Genomic DNA, 18,538 nt, shown 5'->3' on the forward strand with positions numbered 1-18,538 from the left:
ACCACCTTTGTTTAGTGTGTCACGTCTTTCCCCCCTAATTACACGCAAAAAAGGGACCACCCTCACCAGAGCGGTCCCCTTTAAATTAATGAATATTAACGTGGCAAAATTGCTAGACTGGTTACCTGAGCGCAACTAATCAACTAGTCGTTTTTGCCTAATCAACGCCACCCATTAAGTTGTGGATCCGTTTAACGAAGAACATCAGGATGATCCCAAAGGCAATCGAAACGACCCCCACGGCGATGAAGTACGGTACTTCGGTCGCCGATGAGTAGTACTTAACGATTTGGGCGTTGACGGCTTGGCCAACTGAATCGGCCATGTACCATAAACTCATCATTTGAGACTTGAAGGCCTTAGGGGCCAACTTGGTCGTTACCGACAAGCCAATTGGCGAGTTCAGCATTTCCCCAATTTCGACTAAGAACCAGGAACCGACCAGCCACAGCGGTGAAACCCGGCCGGCCGTTCCAAAGAGCATCCCCGGAATTGCCATCCAAACGTAGGATAACCCGGAAAAGACCAACGCCCAAGCGAACTTCCCCGGTGAAGTCGGTTGCTTTTTCCAGTGGTCCCATAAGAGGACGAAGGCCGGCGTCAGTAGCATGATAAAGAGTGGGTTTAAGGTTTGGAAGTTAGCGGCGGCAAAGTGCCACCCCCCGATGTGCAAGACCGTCCGTTGCTCGGCAAAGAGGGCCAAGACCACGGAACCGGACTCTTCAATCCCCCAGAAGATGGCGGCGGCAATGAAGAGCGGGATGTAGGCAACCACCCGCTTGCGTTCTAACTTAGTGACCTTCTTTGAGTGCAGCATCATTACGAAGTAAACGATTGGCATAGCAATGGCGATCATCGTGATTAAGTTGATGACACCGTTAACGTTGAAGCTGTGGAAGACAGCCATGAGCCCCAGGACCGCCACTAAGGCGATGACGATCACCGCCGCCCACTTGATTACCGTCTTTTTCTCCGCTTCTGTCAGCGGATCGTCCGGGGTCAGGCTACCTTCGGGTAAGTACTTTTTACCGTCCCAAATGTATTGGAGCAAGCCAAAGAACATCCCAATCGCCGCTAGGGCGAAGCCGGCGTGAAAGTTTTGCTCGCTACCAAAGAGGTGGAGACCAAAGCCGCCAGCGGCCCACGGCACCGCCCACGGGGCAACGACGGCCCCCAGGTTGATCCCGAAAACAAACATCGAAAAACCAGCGTCACGGCGCCGGTCGTTTTCCGCATACAAGTCCCCGACCATTGACGAAGCGGACGGGTTTAACAGCCCCGACCCAATCACAATGAAGACAATTGAACCATACAGGGCGCTCACCCCAAAGGGCAAGGAGAGGCAGATGTGGCCCAGCATGATGGAAAAGCCCCCTAAAAAAACGGTCCGGCGCGTTCCCCAGACCCGGTCGGCCAGCCAGCCCCCGACAATCGTCGAAATGTAGACTAAGGAGCCATAAATTGACATAATCGAGGCAGCCGTAGTCTGGTTAATTCCCAGGCCGCCCTTAGTAACGGCGTAATACATGTAAAAAAGTAGGATTGCCCGCATCCCGTAGTAGGAAAACCGTTCCCACATGACGGTGAAAAAGAGGGTCGAAAGCCCCCGCGGTTGGCCAAAGAAGGCCGTATCCGTTTGTCGATCCATTAGATATCTCCCATCTGAATGTATAATTATTAACAATAGGTTCAATTATACAACCATTGCATATTGGGTCAAGAGAATGGGCTTAGTTGAACGCTTCCAAGAAAAAAATACCAAGAAATTCACCAAAATCACTTGCATTTTAGAACGACTCCGGGTAAGATAATTAAGTAATTTAATTGGGCTATAGCCAAGTGGTAAGGCAACGGTTTTTGGTACCGTCATGCGCTGGTTCGAACCCAGCTAGCCCAATAGTATGGCGGTCACGGTTTCGTGATCGCCATTTTTTGTTATTAAAGGAGGAATTTCAATGTCATTACCGTTTCAGGCAGTCACCTTTGATATGGACGCTACCTTCGTCCACGACGATAAGAGCTACGACCACGCCCGTTTTGAACGTATCTTATCCCAACTTGAGGACCAGGGGGTCAAGGTAATCGTGTCGTCTGGCAACCAATACGAGTGCCTCACCAATTACTTCCCGGACACTAAGGAGCGCCTCTACTTCGTGTCCGAAAACGGCGCCCACGTGGTCTACCAAGGCCAAGATCTGGTGCAGACCACGGTTGAGCAAGCCGTCGCTGACGAGGTGATTCGGTTCTTGTGTAATGACTTGAAGATCACCCCTTCCCTCTCCGGGGTTAAGCACGGCTACGTTTACGCTAAACTCCCCGCCGCGACCCTTAGGCGCCAACAATTTTACTTCCCCAACCACGTACTGGTCGACGATTACAAGGACCTGCCGGCCGATCGCTACTATCAGCTCTCCTTTTTACTGGACCCAGCTAAGGTTGACGAACAATTGGCCGCCCTACAGGACCGCTTTGGCAATCAAGTTCGGATTACCCCGAGTGGTAACGGCTCCGTTGACGTAACCGTCCCGGGGATTAACAAGGCGACCGCCCTCAACGACTTGCTCTCCTCTTGGGGCCTTTCCGGTGCCGACCTGATCGCCTTTGGTGACGGCGGTAACGACGCCGAGATGCTCAAGCTCGCTAAGTTTGGGTACGCAATGAAAAACGCCGGCCCGGTTGCCATCGCCGCAGCTAACCACCGTACGGCCCTCGACAACAACCACGACGGTGTCTTGGCCGTCCTAGAAGACTACCTCACCAACCAAGGCTAACCCCAAGCCCCTCCAATGTGTTACAATTAAAGTTACACAAAGGAGGGATTTTTATGTTGATTACCGTCACCGGGGCAACCGGCCACCTGGGTCGCCGGATTGTCCATCAACTAAGCAAAACTCTTTCGCCCAATCAAATTCGGATTGGCGCCCACAACCCTAGCAAAGCCGCCGCTCTAAAGGAAGCTGGCTTTCAGGTTGCCCACTTAGACTACCAAGATCCCGCTACCCTGACTCCCGCCCTGGCCGGGAGCGACGTGGTCGTTTACGTCCCGTCGTTAACCTACAGTTTGACCGGCCGGGTAACGGAACTGGAGAACCTGTTAACGGCGATCAAGGATCGCTAACGTCCCTTCCATCGTCGCGGTCTCTTTTTTTACCGATCAAGCCAATAACCCCTTCCGGATGGCGCCCTTTTACGCCTACTTACCTCCCCGCTTAGCCGGGAGTGGGCTTAACTACGCCGTCATCAAAAACAGCCTCTACGCCGACCCACTGGTTCCTTACCTACCGGAACTGATTGAACGGCAGAACGTTATTTACCCGGTTGGCGACCAACCAATGTCTTTTATTTCCCAGGAAAACTCCGCCGAGGCAATCGCTAAGGTCGCCTTAACCCCCGCCCTGCGGGATCACCACCAAACCTACCTCCTTAGCCAGTCAACCAGCCTCCCAATGACCGAACTAGCCGCCATCATGACTAAGGTTAGCGGCCACCGAATTGGTTACCAGCCGGTTTCGGTTGCTGAGTTCGCCCGGTTATACCGAGAAGAAGGGGATGGTGACGAACTGGCCTCGATGTACCAAGCTGGTGCCATGGGCCTGTTGAGCGGAACTAGTGATGACTTTTGGACCATCACCGGCCACGCCCCCACGTCAATGGCTGATTTTTTGGCCGCTAACTACCGCCCCGAATAAATGATAAGAAAAAAAGCTGGAGACGACGCCGTCTTCAGCTTTTTTAGCTTCCCTCACTTAATCAACGGCCCGTCGAGTAGGTTGGGGCGCACTCACTCCTATTTTCTCCATAAGAAGTCGATCAGGTAGCGGTCGACCTGGGCGTTGCTATGCAGTTTGGAGTGTTGTGCTTGCTTACCAGTAAAACGGTGGGCTTGGTATGACTTGGCCCGGCCGCTCACCAGGTACTTAAGCGTCTCACTGGAAATGTTGGCAACGCGGCCGTCGCTGCCGTTACCGATGTCGCCGTACAGGTTGAGGACCGCCGCTTGGCGTGGGTAGACTTGGCGCAACTTCAAAAGCTCCTTAAAGCTGTCCGTCATCTTGTTAGGCTCCCCCGTCTTTTGGTTGATAGACAAGCCCGCCGGTTGGTCGTAACCAAGAATCCCGTCGAAGTGACCGGCAATGTCTACCTGTTTTTTTTAGCTGGGGAAGTTTCTTATCGTTGGCATTATTAACCAGGTAAAAGGTAATCGCCATGTTCCCCATCGAGTGGCCAACCATGTTCATCTCCTTAAAACCGTACCTCTCTTGAAGGGCAACAACCACGTTTTTAGCGTAGCGAGCGTCTACTTGGTAGTCGGGGTTACGGTTGTCGGCGAAGTTGACTTCGACAATTGGGTTGATGGCCCCCTTTTTTATCGTCCCCACTAGGTTAACCGTCCCCTGCTTAGTGACGTTAGCGCGGATGATCGTCTTGGTTACCCCGGCTTTTTGCGCCGCTTTGGCCATGTGATCTTCGGCGTTGGCGCTGGAGCCATAGCCGTGGAAAAAGAGCGTGGGCGTCGTTGATTGAACATATTTTGTTGAATTTAATTGCCTAGCTTGGGCCCGGACTAGCCAGGTCCCCGCTAGCGCTAAGACACAAATTATGGCAATCATTATTACCATGCGCCGATTTTTATTATTTTTCATCCTAACTTCTCCTCCACTCACTTGTATAAAAACTTAAATCGCCGTTATTTTATGAAAAAACAACTTCTTTCTCTAAATTATCGTTAACGGTTTCATCGTTGTCAAATGCCCGTTTTAAGGCAACAATAATGCATAGGGGGCATTAATTAGTTGGTAAAGATTTTCTTAAAGATGAGAAACTTTTAACTTACGAGGCTAAAAAAACTATGGTAATGTAATCAATTGTGAAATCAAGAGAAGGAGTTGTAAATTAATTTATGGAAAAAGTTCAAATGGAACAAGCCCATCCACGTACCACCTCAGCAAGCCGGGTTCGGCACCCTAAGCTTGCCATGGTTTCGATGCTTCTCGGCGCCTTTGTCGGGATGTTTTCAGAAACGTCCCTCAACATTGCCTTACCAAAGTTGAGCATTGCCTTTAACATGTCGACTGCCACTTTGCAATGGTTAGTAACGGGTTACATGCTGATTATTGGGATCATCATGCCCCTTTCATCAATCATCTCAAAGTGGTTTTCAACGCGTAAAATCATCATCTTTGCCTTATTGGTCTTTATTTTAGGGAGTGTACTTTCGGCCATGGCCCCAGGCTTTGCCCTCCTATTAACCGGGCGTATGATCCAAGGGATCGGGACCGGGCTTATTTTGCCGCTAATGTTCGCCGTTGCGATGCAAATCTTCCCACCCCAAAAATTAGGGGCCGTAAACGGGATCATGGCATTGGTAATCATGTTTGCTCCCGCCATTGGGCCAACCTTAACCGGGTTGATCTTAGGGATTGCAAATTGGCGTTGGATCTTCTGGTCCTTCATTCCCCTGCTCGTGATTGCCTTAATTTTTGCGGTCATGGAACTGGAAAACGTCGGTCACATCAGCAAGCCGCGTGTTGACGTATTATCAATCATCGAATCAATCATCGGTTTTTCCGGGATTGTTGCTGGGGCGAGCCTTTCTAGCCGTTATGGTTGGGCTAGCTGGCAGGTAATTGTTAGTTTAGTAATTGGCCTTGTCGTCTTATTCCTTTATGTACACCGTCAACTAACGTTAGAATCACCAATTCTAAACCTGAAGGTCTTAAAGAACAAAGAATTCACCGTTGGGACCATCTTGGTAATGCTGGACTTCGCAATCATCCTGTCTGCAATGTACCTGATGCCACAATACATTCAAAACGGGGTGGGAATTGCCGTTGCCTTAACTGGGGTGATCATGCTTCCTGGTGGGGTGATCAACGCCGTGACCTCCGCAATTGCCGGTCGGTTATACGATAACATTGGTGCACGTCGGCCCGCCATTCTCGGTTTTATCATCGCCTTTATCGGGGCCGTTATGTTAGCCATGGCTTCCGATACCGCAAGCATTGTTTATATCATCGCCGCTCACGTAATCTTAATGATCGGGGCGCCTTTAGCAATGTCGCCCGCCCAAACCTCCGCTCTGAACTCCCTGTCCGGACGGGAAGCTGGTGATGGATCTACAATTCTCAACACGATGCAACAAGTCGTAGGTGCTTTAGCAACTGCCTTTGCCACTTCCTTCTTGGAATTGGGTCGTGGAGCAGCCACCGGTTCCGCCGCCGCCCGCTTTACGGCGGGAAGCCACACCGGTTTTTACTTTACGATTGCCTTAATTATCGTCGCCTTCATTGTTTCCTTCCAACTTAAGGATCGCCAACGGGGCCACTCAATTAAACTTGACGAAAGTGCTAAGAATTAACTATGATTTATATCAGGGACCCTACATTGGGAACCTGATTTTTTTGATCATTGGGAGGATTAAAAGGTGCGTAAATTAACAACTGATGGTAAGTGGTTTGACGTTCGCTATAACGATGAATTAGATGACGACGGCCTGGCCAACGAAATGTCAATCGTCCCCCGGGACCACCAACTCTTCTTGTTACTATCGAACCAAGCCGTCACTGGTCAAGACCAAGTTGACGCTACCTATTCCATTACCAAGGACGAAGCCATCGCACTTCGCGACTACCTTAGTAACTGGCTCAAGTCAGATCAATAACGATACTTAAACCTAAAAAGGGGCCAGGAGAAAATTTCTCCCGGCCCCTTTTAAAAACTTTGAATGTTACACAGCAGGCTTAGCAAGCCCAATCCACAACATTGGCCAGCCGCTTTTCCCGAGGGACCATGGTGATCGGTTAAGAACTGCCAATTAGCGGCAATTTTGACGTTATCTCCAGTCCTTACTTGGCTCGACGCCGTTTGAACACTAGGGTGGCCAAGGCTGCCATTAGGGTCCACCCAAGCCCTACCAAGCTAACCTTCGCCCCCAGCGTCAGTCCTGGTACGTGATAGCGTAAAACAACGCGGTGGTGTCCCGCTGGAAGCCGAAGCCCCACGAAGGCCTGGTTAGTACGTAGCAACTTAACCGCCTTTCCGTTAACGGTGGCCGTCCAGCCGCTCGAATAAGGGATTGACGAAGTTAAAATCCCAGTCCGGTTCGTCGTGATCGTCCCTGACACCTGGTTAGTCTTGAAAGTAAGGTCCTTTAGGGCGTGGCTTTGAATGGTTTTAACTTGTTGATCATACTGTTTACCCAACTTTTCGGCTTCAACCGTATACTTTAGCCGGTAGGTTCCTAGCTTACTGAAGGTAACGCCGACACTTTGGGGAAGCTGACCACCAAAGTACCCTAAGTTCAAAGAGCCATCCGTTACTAACTTAAAGAACGAGAGGATTGACTGCTTGGGTTGGGTGATTGTCTCTTCCCCCTTTGAAGAAGTGAGCGTAATCGTAAACGACTTATCGGGAGCCCCCTTTAGGACTAGCTTACGCCAATTTTGGTAGCGGGCAAACTTAGCGTTATACGTTGAGCCCGGGTTGGTCAGCATGTACTGATCGTGGGCCGCCTCGTAAGCAAGCTCTTCTTTCATACTGAAGGGGGTGAACTTAATGGATGAAACGTCAACGTGCAACTCACTCCCCTTGGTAGCTTTAGCCACGGCCTTTTTAGTCAGGTCCGGGAAGGTCAAGCGATAGGTTTCATCTGGGTCGGTTTGAACCAACTGGCTAGCCTTGACCGGGGTTAAGCGGTTAGAAATCAAGGTGGCAGTTAACTTCTTAACCTCCCCAGCGAGGTTGGCCTTCTTTAACCCCTTAATGGCGACTTGGTTACCCGCCACCACCACCCCACTTGCCAAGGCCCGCTCCTTTTGGGTCGCCGATAACTTACGGTAGGTCGCTTGGCTGATGGCGGTGTCTTGCCAATACAAGAGCGGGAAGGCGTTTTTGGTCGTATAGCGGCTGGTCTGAATCGTCGTTAGATCCGCCGCCGTCTTGGCATTGCTTGGTTGCCCCTGGTCGTAATTGATGATGGGCGTCGTGGTTTTATCCAGGGTGTAACCGGCCGGAATCTTGGTGGCGTTATCGCCATTAGACTGGACGAAGAGGTACTTGACCCCCAAGAAGTTGTTTAGGACCGTCCGATCGTCGAGTTGGTTGAGCGGAATGTTAGATTGGTACTGCACGTTACCCAGTGACCGTGAGAACGCCCCGACGTACTTGTTTTGAAGTGAATAGTAAGACTTAACGGCGTTCAAGCCACTGGTCAAATCGTTGTACATCTTCAACGAATTGATGATGTCATTATTGGAGATCGTGTTGACCCGGTAAAAAGACTTTTGTGCCAGGCCCTGATTTAGGCCCCCGTAGCGCTGGCTGGTAATTGCCTGGTACTGGCCCCGGGTGAGCATGTCATTGGCAAAGCCACCGTTATAGGGTAAGGCAGCGTACAGGGCGTTAAAGCAGACGTTAGCTAAGATTACCCCTAATAGCCAGCGTTCGCTCCCCGGCCCCGGGTGACCAATTGCCCGGGAAATAATCATCAGGGACACCAACAAGAAGATGACCGGCACAAAGAGGTCATCATCATTTTGGAAAAAGTAGGTCGCCAACAGAACTAGCAGGTAGCCCCCGGTGGCCAGTATCATAATCCTGAGGGTTCTTTGGTCTAACGTGGGGACATTTTGCAATAAGACGCAGACCGTCATCGCCAGTGGTAAGTAAATTAGGAGCGTCCACCGGTTGGAAGCCGACATCATCCCGTTGAAAAAGGCCCCGCAGGCTGGAATCAGGAGCATCACCAAGGAAAGGGCCAAACTGATGGCCAGCAGGGGGTATTGCCGGGGACGGGTGTAGACGTAGACGATGGCTAAGAAGACGATTGCCGCCAGTCCCAGCGCCGACCAGAACATGAAGGTCGTGTCCCCACCGTTAATTAATTGCTTAGGTAAAAAGAGGTAGTAGTACAGCGGATAGGTCTTCAGGCCGTTAGCGAACTCGGCCCCCGCCCGGGTCGAGTTTTGAACCGCCAGTAGCTCTGGAACTAATAAGACCGCCGCTAACAAAATGGAGGTCACGGTTGCAAAGACTAGCTTAAGCAAGGTCTTTCCGTAGTCGAGGGCACGGCGGTAGTGAGTGGCCACCCGTAAGACCAAGTAAATGATCGTCCCCACCCCCACCACGAAGGCGAGGTAGTAGTTAGCCACCAGCATCCACAAGAAGGCCCCGGTCAAGGGCCAAGCACTCCCCCCCTTTAAGACCCGTTCCACTTGGATGACCAACAGAGGAAAGAGCATGAAGGTGGTGGTAAACATTGGCTGGGCAACGGCCACATACAAAAGGTAAGAGTTAACCATGTACACCGCCGTTCCCGCCAGGATGACCCGGTCAGAAAAGTCGAAGTGCTGGGCAAAGTAAATGAAGGCCAAACCAACGCAATACATCCGCAAGACGATGATGACCTGGTAGGCCAAGGTAATCTTGGCCGCCGGAAATAGGAGGGCCAAGTAAGCGAAAACGTCGCCAATCGTGTAATAAGAATAAACCTGAAAGGTATCGGTGCCGATCCCCATTTGCCAAGACCAGGCTTGGTGACTTGAAAAGGGGTGGTGGAGCCAGTTAAGTACGATCTCCCGGTACTTAGCCATCAGTGGGAGGTGCTGGTTTAAGGCATCCGTGTTCCAAATCAGGGTGTGGCCGGTCACCACGTAGCCCCCAAACATTGCCAGGGCAATTAGGCCAAACATCAGGGTGTATTTAAGATACAGAGTGCCAAGTGGGCGGCGGCGAAAAGAAAAGTCCATAATTATACCTACTTCAAAAAATTCATAACCCCTTCATTTTACCGCATGCCATAACGGCTGGGGGAATCTTAACTAAAAAACTAGTTAAGAATCGTTTACGAACGGGGCACTTGGCCAGTTCTTTTCCTTGCTAATCTTTTTCCTGATGTAAGTATAGCTGGTGGCTACGGGGGAACTCGCGTTTAAAGGCTTGTAGTAGGGCGTGTTTTGCTTGACCATCGCTAAGGTTAAGGGAGATTTGTCCGGTGTAAAATCCCCGCTCGTCGATCACTACGGCCGCCGTCCCCCGCTCGATCGTTAGTTGGCGATCCTTCTTGCGGGTTAACAGGGTGACCTTAGTGACCGGTCCCGCTTTGGCCGAACGCCTTCACCAGGCGTTCGGCCTGCTTGACGTTAATACTCTTCATTTGCTGACCTCCCGCAATACCCGGCTCACTTCGCTGGTGAAGGTGGCCTTTTGTAAACTAGTAGAAATAAACCAGATCCGCGCCACCTGGCCGTCTAGGATGAAGGCCACCCGGACTGAACCGAGTTTAGCCAGGTTGCAGCGGAGCTCAAAGCAGGGGCGCCCGGCCACTGGCTGGCGGAGGGCTAACTTGACCTTTGTCAGCCCAGTCGCTTGCTCCCGTTCCAAGATTGCCCCAATGCGTTCCTTAGCTAGGGCTTGACTGCCAGCGTGCTTTTTAAAGAAGGGCTTGGTTGTTTTTTCTAAAATAATTTCCACCCCAATTTCCCCTTTCTGATTGTACTTTGGTCCCGCTTAGCATATGATTGATTTCGTTAATTTGCCACCATTATAGCGCAAGAAGGGCTTTTCTTATCAGCCCTGGCAAATTGGATTAAAATAATAGTAATCAACCCGGCTATTTACCGGGAAACGAAAGGGAATTGTCATGCAGCAAGGAAAGAAAAATCTCGCCCTGATGGGGCTGATCACCATCGGGATCGTTTACGGCGACATTGGAACGTCGCCACTTTACGTAATGACCGCCCTGATTAACGATGCTGGCGGTCTCAACAAACTTAGCGAAGACTACATCATTGGTTGCCTCTCCCTCGTCTTTTGGACCCTAATGTTAATGACGACCATTAAGTACGTCTTGGTCGCCTTACGGGCCGATAACCATGGTGAAGGGGGGATCTTCGCCCTCTACGACCTCGTTCGTAAGCGCCATAAGTGGTTAATCTACCCGGCCCTCCTTGGTGGTGCCGCCCTGCTGGCCGACGGTACCCTAACCCCGGCCGTGACGGTGACCACAGCCATTGAAGGCCTCAAGGGGGTTGCGCTTGGTCCGGCTACCCCGATTAACAGTCAAACCACGGTTATCTGGGTCACTTTTACGATCCTGTTAATCCTCTTTTTAATTCAGCGCTTCGGGACCGTCTTGATCGGCAAGGGCTTCGGGCCCCTGATGCTGATTTGGTTCTCCTTTTTGGGGGTCTTTGGGATTGCCAACTTGATTAAAGAACCGCTGGTGGTACGCGCCCTCTCCCCCCACTATGGTTTAATGCTCCTCTTTTCGCCGGAAAACAAGGTCGGGATCTTCATCCTCGGCTCCATCTTTCTGGCGACGACCGGGGCTGAAGCCCTCTATTCGGACATGGGCCACGTCGGGCGCCAAGCCATCTACATCACCTGGCCCTTCGTCTTTTTGACTTTAACCCTCAATTACTTTGGTCAGGGGGCCTATTTGATCCATAACCTGGGCCACTTTACCACCACTAGTTCGGCCTTTAACCCCTTTTACGAAATGCTGCCATCCTGGGCCTACTTATTTGGGGTTGCCATCGCCACCATCGCCGCCATTATCGCTTCCCAGGCCCTGATCACCGGCTCCTTTACCCTGGTGGAAGAGGCAATTGGGCTCAAGCTCTTGCCGAAGATGGCGATCATCCACCCGTCCTTGTCGCGTGGTCAGATCTACATCCGGACGATCAACTGGCTACTGTGCGCCTGCACAACCCTGGTCCTATTTTACTTCCGGACCTCTGAGCACATGGAGGCCGCCTACGGGCTCGCCATCACGATCACCATGTTCATGACGACCCTCTTGCTCTACCAATATCTAGCTAGCCGGCGCCACCACTGGTTCGCCCTCCCCTTTGCTTGCCTCTACGCCGTCATCGAAATCATCTTCCTGGTTTCCTCTTTAACCAAGTTTGACCACGGGGGCTACGTGACCCTCTTCATCACCCTGGTGATCGTTGCCATCATGGTGGCCTGGTACTTTGGCAACAAGCTCCGCGACTTCTTGGATGGTGAAACGGCGTGGACCCACCTGGGCGATTACAAACGGACCCTCCAAGAGCTAACCGATGATGAAGCAATTCCCCTGTACATCTCCAACTTGGTCATGCTTACCAAGGTCAGAGACGGCGACGCCATCAAGCGTGAGGTCCTCTACTCGATTCTAGACAAGACCCCCAAGCGGGCTAAGGTCTACTGGTTTGTGACGGTCAACACCACCAGTGAACCCTACACCAATTACTACACCGTCGACATGATGGGCACCCGCAACATCGTCAACTTGCAACTTTACCTAGGCTTTAAGATGAACCACCATGTTCCCTTGTACCTGCGTCAAGTAGTTAATGACCTGATGCGCCAAGGGATCATCGACCCGCAGCCGCAAAAGTACACTACCACCCCCGGACGCCAGGTCGGCGACTTCCGCTTTGTGATCATCCAAGACCAGCTATCGTCTAGTACCCAGCTCCGGGGCTGGCAACACCTCTTAATCGGGGCGCGGATCTTTATCCAAAACCACTCCACCACCCCGGTTCAGTGGTTTGGCCTTGAATTCTCCCAGGTGACGGTTGAAAAGGTCCCCATTCTCTTGAACCGCCGGGCCGCCCCAATGGTCAACCAGCGGGCCGTCTACCACCAAAAACCCAAGGAATAGCTGGGTGGGAAATAAGCTTCAGAACTAAAAAAATGAGGTCGGGAAAACATCTTTTCCCGACCTCTTATTGTATTCATGAATGTTAGACAGGTAACGTGGCAACCAACCGCAGGCCTAGTGCCTAAGTACGGGCGAAGAACACCGCGTTCTTGCGCTAACCTGCACCCTAGCTTAGTCTAACGGCCTGCCAAGGAGGTGGTTGGCCACTCACTCCTGTTTTATTCACCTGTCGCTTGCCAGTACTGGCGGATCATCGCTAGCTCCCCCACCGATTGGGTGTGCAGGTCAAACTTAGCTAATTGAGCTTGCACCACTCCCACTTGTGCATCCGCCAGCGGGTTAGCTAGCGCCTGGGCTTGACAGGCGTGGATGCATTGGCAAGCCGCTTGCTGGGCCACCACTGAGGTATAGGGTTCCATTTCAAGCACCCACTCCGGGTGGGTTTCTACTTGCGTCACCCACCGACTAACCCCGCGCCAGTAAGCAACTTGTTGGTGCGGAACTCGCCCGGTGGTTGTTAAGTCGGTTACGACCGGCTGCCAGCTCGCCATTAGTGCCAGCAAAAAGTTCTCCGTGACCATCAGTCCCGCTAGGTGGTTGTGATCAATGATCGCCTGAATTCTACCAGCAAGCTGCCGGACTTGCCGTACCGTTACCCGGATCATTCCTCAGCACCGTGGCTAAAGTAGCGAACGGCATCTACGGCTCGTTGCCATCCGGCGTAGTGACGCCCAGCCTCTTCTTTGGTCATAACCGGGTCAAAACGGTCACCCGACTTAGCCAACTGCTTGAGCTCGTTTTGATCCTCCCAGAAGTCCACCGCCAACCCAGCCAAGAAGGCGGCCCCTAGCGCCGTGGTTTCTTCAATTTGGGCGCGGACAATCGGCGTTTGTAAGAGGTCGGCTTGGAACTGCATCATGAAGTTATTGCGCGACGCCCCGCCATCCACCGCCAGGGTGGTCAACGGTAAATTAGTGTCTTTGACCATCGTGTCCACAACGTCCTTGGTCTGGTAGGCGATTGCCTCCAAGGTGGCCCGGACAATATTTTCCCGGCTACTCCCCCGGGTGAGGCCAAACATCGCCCCGCGGACCTCTTGATCCCAGTAGGGCGCCCCCAAGCCGGTAAAGGATGGCACTACATACACGCCACCGGTGGTCTGGGCATCAACGGCCATTTGCTCAGACTCCCCGGCCGACTTAAAGAGCCGTAGCCCATCGCGGAGCCACTGAACCGCCGAGCCCGCTACGAAAATCGACCCTTCCAGGGCGTAATGTACCTCGTTGCCAATCCCATAGGCGACCGTCGTCAGGAGGCCATTTTGCGAAAGCATTGGCGTCGTCCCGGTGTTCATGACCGTGAAGGCCCCGGTCCCGTACGTATTCTTGACGCTCCCCTTTTCAAAGGCGCCCTGACCAAAGAGGGCCGCCTGTTGGTCCCCGGCGATCCCGGCGACCGGAACTTGGACCCCGAAGAAGTGGTAATCGGCCGTGTAACCATAGACGTGCGAGGACGGCTTGACCTCCGGTAAAATTTCCCGGGGAATATCGAGCAGGTCTAAAATGTCTTGGTCCCAGTCAAGGGTGTGGATGTTAAAGAGCATCGTCCGGCTGGCGTTGGTAACGTCCGTAGCGTGCACCCGCCCGCTAGTTAAATTCCACAAGAGCCAGGTATCGATGGTGCCAAAGAGTAGGTCGCCTCGTTTAGCCCGCTCCCGGGCCCCCGGTACGTTATCCAAAAGCCACTTGATCTTGGTGGCCGAGAAGTAGGAATCAATGACTAAGCCGGTCTTTTGGTGAATCTGGTCCGTGTAGCCCTCCTCGATTAGTCGTTCAGCAATCGGGGCGGTCTGCTTTGATTGCCACACTATCGCCCGGGCGATTGGTTTACCGGTCTTCCGGTCCCAAATCACCGTGGTTTCCCGCTGGTTAGTAATTCCGATCGCCACAATCCGGTAGGGCTTAACTTGCGCCTTGATGACCGCCTCTGAAATCACCGATTGAACGCTATCCCAGATCTCTTCGGCGTCATGTTCGACCCAACCGGGCTGGGGGAAGTACTGACGGAATTCCTTTTGCGCAATCGCCACTTCTTTACCCGCGTGGTCGAAAATAATCGCCCGTGAGGAGGTCGTCCCCTCATCAATGGCCATCACATATTGTTGCTCATTCACGCTCGTTCATCCTTTCTAGGTAGGTAACAAGAAAAAAAGGGCTCCGCATAACGGAACCCCCGGGTCTTTACTTGTCGCTAGCCATCTTGCCGGCAACACTGTAACGGTCGGGCCGCATTTCGTTTAAGACAATGTGGATCCGTTCTTCCGGTACGTTGGCGTTCTTAGCGATGGCAGCCGTAACGTCCTTCACTAACCCCTTTAATTGTTCTTCGCTACGTCCTTCAATCAGGTCGATGTGTACTAATGGCATTCGTTTGGCCTCCTTAATTGCTTGTTTTGATTTTAACATAGCCAGCCGTCGCCTTCAATTGAGCTTAGTTTGGGCGGGCAAATTCATCGCGCAGGTTGGCCACCACGTCCTTATCCTTCGCGGTAAAGATAATCCGGTCACCATACTCGATCACCGTTGTGCCATGGGGGGTCAACCAAGTCCCGTTACGACGGATCCGGCTGATCGTGATTTGGTCAATCATTGGCAAGTCCATCAGTTGGATGCCACTGTAACGGTGATTCTTCACCCGGACTTCAAATAGGCCGGCCTCGGTGCCGGTCAACAGTTGCATGATTGACGGTGACTCGATCAGGGCCCGTAAGACCGACGCCTGCACGTTGTAAGTATTAAAAATTTCGACCCCCGCCTCAACTAGGGCTTGAGTCTGCTCATTAGCCGTCCGCATCGAAGACTGATTGGCGATGACCCGGTCAACCCCCGCTTCCTTGGCCCCCAAGGCGAGCACTTGGTTACGCTCCTCTTTTTGCTGGCCAATCACCAAGATGTCGGTCGTCAAAAAGCCGGCTTGCTTCAGGGTCGCAAGGTTGAGTTGTTCAAGGTAGTAAATGTTTTGCAGTTCGGAATCGTAGGTGTGGTAACTATCTTGATCATCGGTGACCACCCGGACGTCGTACCAATTGCGTTCTAATTGCTGGGCGATTGGGATCGTCATAACGTTAGCCCCAATTATGACGACCCGTTGCTTGATCCGGTCCGCCTTTGCCAAGCGGAAGGTACTATTGAAGACCACCGGGGCAAAGATGCAGACGATCACCGCCGCCAAAACGAAGGCATCAGACTGGGTTTGGGTGATCGAACCTAGGTTTTTGGCTACCTCCAGCGATGGCAGCACCAAGGTAATCGTGGTAACGGTCAAAAAAGTCCCGGCAAAGGAATTTCGGTTGCCAAACCGCTGCCGGTAGACTAAAAAGGTCCCCAATTTAGCGATGACCAACCCGGCCACTAAAATCGGAATTAACATCAGGGCGTGGGGATTAACCAACAGTTCACGTAGGTTTAACTTAGCCCCAGTCATGATGAAAAAGATCGGGATGAAAAAACCATACCCAATCGAGGTAAGCTTGTCTTGGGTTGATTCATAGGGCTCTAATAACTTCATTACCATCCCGGCTAAAAAGGCGCCCAGGATGTTTTCGGCCCCCACCGCCTCGGCAACCAGGACCAGGGTGAAAATTAAGAACACCGCCAACCGGATATCCAACTGGGTGGTCGCCTTGGTGACCCGGTTAAACCAACTGAAGTGGCGGTGAAACCGGTGTAACAAAATAACCGCCACTACTAACGGGATCACAATCAACCAGATTTTGGTCGCATCACCCCCGCGAACGGAAGCGTACACCGTCAGCAAGACCAACGGTACTATTTCCCCCAACACCGCGGTTAACAAAATCGTTTGGCCGATTGGTTTACTGAGGATCTCCTTTTCCTTTAGGGTGGCAATCACCACCCCTAAGGCGATCGTGGTGAAGATGATCGTTGCTAAGAAGACGTCGCTAAAGAGCCCCAATTTTCGTAGCCCTAAAGCCAAGCCAAACGCCACGATCAAACTGACCATGAAGGCCTCCACCGCCAACTTGACTGGTGAGGCCTCGTGATTGGCACCCTTGCTTTTTTCCGGCCGGAACAGGGAAAAATCGATCTCCATCCCCGACAAAAACATTAACACGATCACCCCCACCGATGACAAAAGGCTCAGGTTGGTGGTCGTGTTAACCACTTGCAAGCCGCTCTTACCCAAGATCACCCCTACGATGATCTCAGCCACCGCGGTTGGGACCCCAGTAATTTGAAAGCGGGCCATCAAGATGGGGATTAAGAGGGCCGCTAAAATCACAATAAACATTGACAGGGGCTGGCTACTTACCGCACTCACTGCCATTACCAAACTTTCCATATTCATCCCCTCCGCCATTAATGATCACCCGGGAAATATCCGGTTCTGCTTTAGATTAGCTTTGTCACATCAATCACTCGGTCCGTAGCTAGGGACGGGTGACCGTCACTAAAGGTTTTCGTCAGTCTTAAAGTTAAGCGGGCTGTAATCCGTCATTTTGGTCAGTAAACTTAGTGATAGGTCCCGGTAGGCATTGAGGGCGTCGGTCGCAAAGTTGATACTTTGGCGGGTTAAGTAGTTTGCCCGCTCCGTTGCCGTTTTCAGCTCCTTTAAGTGAGCATCCGTTTGGGCAACCATTTTGACGGCGTTAACGTTAAGTTCTTTTTGAACCGCCTGCAGGTCAGGTAAGAAATCGTGATAGTGGCTGTCGACTAAGACGCCCGCCTCCTTATAAATCCAGTAAGCGGAGTTGCGTTGGGCGGGCAACTTACCGCGCTTGTATGGGGCCGGCACGTCATCAATCCCGGCAAAGAAGGGTACGTAAACGCTTTGGGCCGCAACCCCCAGTGCCAACCAATGAATATTGGCGCCGCCACGATTCATCTGCAACAGGTGTGACTCCTGGGTCTTGGCTAACGAAATTGGCCGGTAGCGGTGCTTTTCCTCTTGGCTCCCGCGCCCCACCGGATCAAACGGTGTTCCTTGGTAGTGGGAGGCCAGGTAGCGTTGGGCGTCCAAAATGCTCAGTTTACGATCCGGTTGCATCAAAAATGGTAGGTCCTGGTCTTCTGGTTGTTCGGCTTGGGCCTTAGACTTCGAGAACAGTTGGTGACCGTACCAGACCCGCGGGGTGGAGTAGATGGCATCGGCCCGGTCGTGAGTGCCAAAAATTTCCCGGAAGTTAAAGCCCTCTTCATGAGGGTTCAAGTGGTGTTCGGACACAAACGCCTGAATTCCGGGGTGGAACATAAAGTTATCCGGGTCGTTAAAGTCAACTTCTTGAATTGCCAGTTGGTTGCCGACCACCGCATAGGCGTCATCGGGGATCCGTTGGGCAACCCAGTAGTGACCGCCACCCGTTTCAAAGTACCAAGCTTCATCGTTATCGGCAAAGAGGACCCCGTTGGTTTCTCCAGTCCCGTGCTCGGCAATTAACTGACCAAGGCGGGCCACCCCTTCCCGTGCCGTTTTTACGTAGGGGAGGACGACCGTGATCATTGCCTCTTCGTTAAGGCCGTTTTCCACCAGCGGGTCGTATCCCAGCACCAGTTCATTGGTGTAGGCGCTCTCGGTGGCTGACATCGCCACGTCATACTCGTTAATGCCGTCCTCTTCAAAGAGCCCGTCCTTATCGGTCCACTCCGGGGTCGCCATGTATTGAGCGCTGTGGGCCGGTAGTTGCAAGGTCAGCTTCGTTTCTTTGGAAATGAAGAGGCGTTCCATGCTATCGCGGGGGTGAATTTCCACCCGTTTGGGCCAGGCCGCCTTCGCATCTTCGTTACGGCCAATTATGATCGTGCCGTCAATCGTCGCTTTCTTCCCAATCAAAATACTAGTGCAAGCGGAGAGTTTCTTAATCATCGTATC

At 52.2% G+C, this 18,538-nt stretch carries 12 protein-coding genes, 1 tRNA gene and 2 pseudogenes; 6 read left to right on the top strand and 9 right to left on the bottom strand.

Annotated elements, in window-relative coordinates; genetic code table 11:
• Nucleotides 1-157: 157 nt before the first annotated feature.
• On the bottom strand, nucleotides 158-1,648 hold the full coding sequence (locus FG166_RS05965) for a peptide MFS transporter (protein ID WP_003683412.1): 1,491 nt from the start codon (nucleotides 1,646-1,648) through the stop codon (nucleotides 158-160).
• Nucleotides 1,649-1,825: 177 nt separating this feature from the next.
• Between FG166_RS05965 and FG166_RS05970 the strand changes: the two genes are divergently transcribed.
• The 3 genes and pseudogenes from FG166_RS05970 to FG166_RS05980 all read left to right on the top strand — a co-directional run bounded on the left by FG166_RS05970 (nucleotide 1,826) and on the right by FG166_RS05980 (nucleotide 3,689).
• A tRNA-Gln gene (locus tag FG166_RS05970) sits at nucleotides 1,826-1,897 on the top strand.
• Nucleotides 1,898-1,955: 58 nt separating this feature from the next.
• Nucleotides 1,956-2,771: a Cof-type HAD-IIB family hydrolase gene (locus FG166_RS05975; RefSeq protein WP_003683410.1), complete on the top strand. Its 816-nt coding sequence runs from the start codon at nucleotides 1,956-1,958 to the stop codon at nucleotides 2,769-2,771.
• A gap of 53 nt (nucleotides 2,772-2,824) precedes the next feature.
• Nucleotides 2,825-3,689 (top strand): annotated as a pseudogene (locus FG166_RS05980) (SDR family oxidoreductase).
• A gap of 98 nt (nucleotides 3,690-3,787) precedes the next feature.
• Here FG166_RS05980 and FG166_RS05985 read toward each other — a convergent pair.
• Nucleotides 3,788-4,610: pseudogene (locus FG166_RS05985) on the bottom strand (alpha/beta hydrolase).
• 290 nt (nucleotides 4,611-4,900) lie between these two features.
• Here FG166_RS05985 and FG166_RS05990 point away from each other — a divergent pair.
• Together FG166_RS05990 and FG166_RS05995 are read left to right on the top strand one after the other, a co-directional pair.
• Nucleotides 4,901-6,358, top strand: coding sequence for a DHA2 family efflux MFS transporter permease subunit (locus FG166_RS05990; protein WP_003683400.1), 1,458 nt, complete (start codon nucleotides 4,901-4,903; stop codon nucleotides 6,356-6,358).
• A 66-nt stretch (nucleotides 6,359-6,424) separates the two neighbouring features.
• The gene (locus tag FG166_RS05995; RefSeq protein ID WP_003683399.1) at nucleotides 6,425-6,661 is read left to right on the top strand and encodes a hypothetical protein; all 237 of its coding nucleotides are present in this window, start codon (nucleotides 6,425-6,427) and stop codon (nucleotides 6,659-6,661) included.
• 184 nt (nucleotides 6,662-6,845) lie between these two features.
• Here FG166_RS05995 and FG166_RS06000 read toward each other — a convergent pair whose 3' ends face one another.
• Together FG166_RS06000 and FG166_RS06005 are read right to left on the bottom strand one after the other, a co-directional pair.
• Nucleotides 6,846-9,746: a YfhO family protein gene (locus FG166_RS06000; protein ID WP_003683396.1), complete on the bottom strand. Its 2,901-nt coding sequence runs from the start codon at nucleotides 9,744-9,746 to the stop codon at nucleotides 6,846-6,848.
• 403 nt (nucleotides 9,747-10,149) lie between these two features.
• Complete coding sequence (locus tag FG166_RS06005) at nucleotides 10,150-10,470, bottom strand: hypothetical protein (RefSeq protein WP_003683391.1); 321 nt, start codon at nucleotides 10,468-10,470, stop codon at nucleotides 10,150-10,152.
• 169 nt (nucleotides 10,471-10,639) lie between these two features.
• Between FG166_RS06005 and FG166_RS06010 the strand changes: the two genes are divergently transcribed.
• The gene (locus FG166_RS06010; RefSeq protein WP_137876798.1) at nucleotides 10,640-12,649 is read left to right on the top strand and encodes a KUP/HAK/KT family potassium transporter; all 2,010 of its coding nucleotides are present in this window, start codon (nucleotides 10,640-10,642) and stop codon (nucleotides 12,647-12,649) included.
• Nucleotides 12,650-12,867: 218 nt separating this feature from the next.
• On the opposite strand, the gene FG166_RS06015 is transcribed toward FG166_RS06010, so the two are convergent.
• From FG166_RS06015 to FG166_RS06035, 5 genes are all read right to left on the bottom strand, one after another.
• Nucleotides 12,868-13,314: a hypothetical protein gene (locus tag FG166_RS06015; RefSeq protein ID WP_003683387.1), complete on the bottom strand. Its 447-nt coding sequence runs from the start codon at nucleotides 13,312-13,314 to the stop codon at nucleotides 12,868-12,870.
• Nucleotides 13,311-14,822 carry a glycerol kinase GlpK gene (glpK, locus tag FG166_RS06020; RefSeq protein ID WP_004563180.1) on the bottom strand — a complete coding sequence of 504 codons (1,512 nt, stop codon included), beginning with the start codon at nucleotides 14,820-14,822 and terminating at the stop codon, nucleotides 13,311-13,313. Before glpK ends, FG166_RS06015 begins: the two co-directional genes overlap by 4 nt.
• A gap of 67 nt (nucleotides 14,823-14,889) precedes the next feature.
• A complete protein-coding gene (locus FG166_RS06025; RefSeq protein WP_003683382.1) occupies nucleotides 14,890-15,114 on the bottom strand; it encodes a 2-hydroxymuconate tautomerase in 225 nt (74 codons plus the stop codon).
• A gap of 25 nt (nucleotides 15,115-15,139) precedes the next feature.
• Nucleotides 15,140-17,011 (bottom strand): monovalent cation:proton antiporter family protein, encoded by a 1,872-nt coding sequence (locus tag FG166_RS06030; protein ID WP_050755177.1) that lies wholly within the window; start codon nucleotides 17,009-17,011, stop codon nucleotides 15,140-15,142.
• 108 nt (nucleotides 17,012-17,119) lie between these two features.
• Nucleotides 17,120-18,532: a C69 family dipeptidase gene (locus FG166_RS06035; RefSeq protein WP_003683380.1), complete on the bottom strand. Its 1,413-nt coding sequence runs from the start codon at nucleotides 18,530-18,532 to the stop codon at nucleotides 17,120-17,122.
• Nucleotides 18,533-18,538: the final 6 nt, after the last annotated feature.

Origin of the sequence: Limosilactobacillus fermentum, from assembly GCF_013394085.1 — a bacterium.
GTDB classification, from domain to species: Bacteria; Bacillota; Bacilli; order Lactobacillales; family Lactobacillaceae; genus Limosilactobacillus; species Limosilactobacillus fermentum.

Excerpts from the sequence above, each read along its gene's own strand:
- FG166_RS05965 (WP_003683412.1), bottom strand. The coding sequence starts at position 1,648 with ATGGATCGACAAACGGATACGGCCTTCTTTGGCCAACCGCGGGGGCTT.
- FG166_RS05975 (WP_003683410.1), top strand. The coding sequence starts at position 1,956 with ATGTCATTACCGTTTCAGGCAGTCACCTTTGATATGGACGCTACCTTC.
- FG166_RS05990 (WP_003683400.1), top strand. The coding sequence starts at position 4,901 with ATGGAAAAAGTTCAAATGGAACAAGCCCATCCACGTACCACCTCAGCA.
- FG166_RS06000 (WP_003683396.1), bottom strand. The coding sequence starts at position 9,746 with ATGGACTTTTCTTTTCGCCGCCGCCCACTTGGCACTCTGTATCTTAAA.
- FG166_RS06010 (WP_137876798.1), top strand. The coding sequence starts at position 10,640 with ATGCAGCAAGGAAAGAAAAATCTCGCCCTGATGGGGCTGATCACCATC.
- FG166_RS06015 (WP_003683387.1), bottom strand. The coding sequence starts at position 13,314 with ATGATCCGGGTAACGGTACGGCAAGTCCGGCAGCTTGCTGGTAGAATT.
- FG166_RS06025 (WP_003683382.1), bottom strand. The coding sequence starts at position 15,114 with ATGTTAAAATCAAAACAAGCAATTAAGGAGGCCAAACGAATGCCATTA.
- FG166_RS06030 (WP_050755177.1), bottom strand. The coding sequence starts at position 17,011 with ATGGAAAGTTTGGTAATGGCAGTGAGTGCGGTAAGTAGCCAGCCCCTG.
- FG166_RS06035 (WP_003683380.1), bottom strand. The coding sequence starts at position 18,532 with ATGATTAAGAAACTCTCCGCTTGCACTAGTATTTTGATTGGGAAGAAA.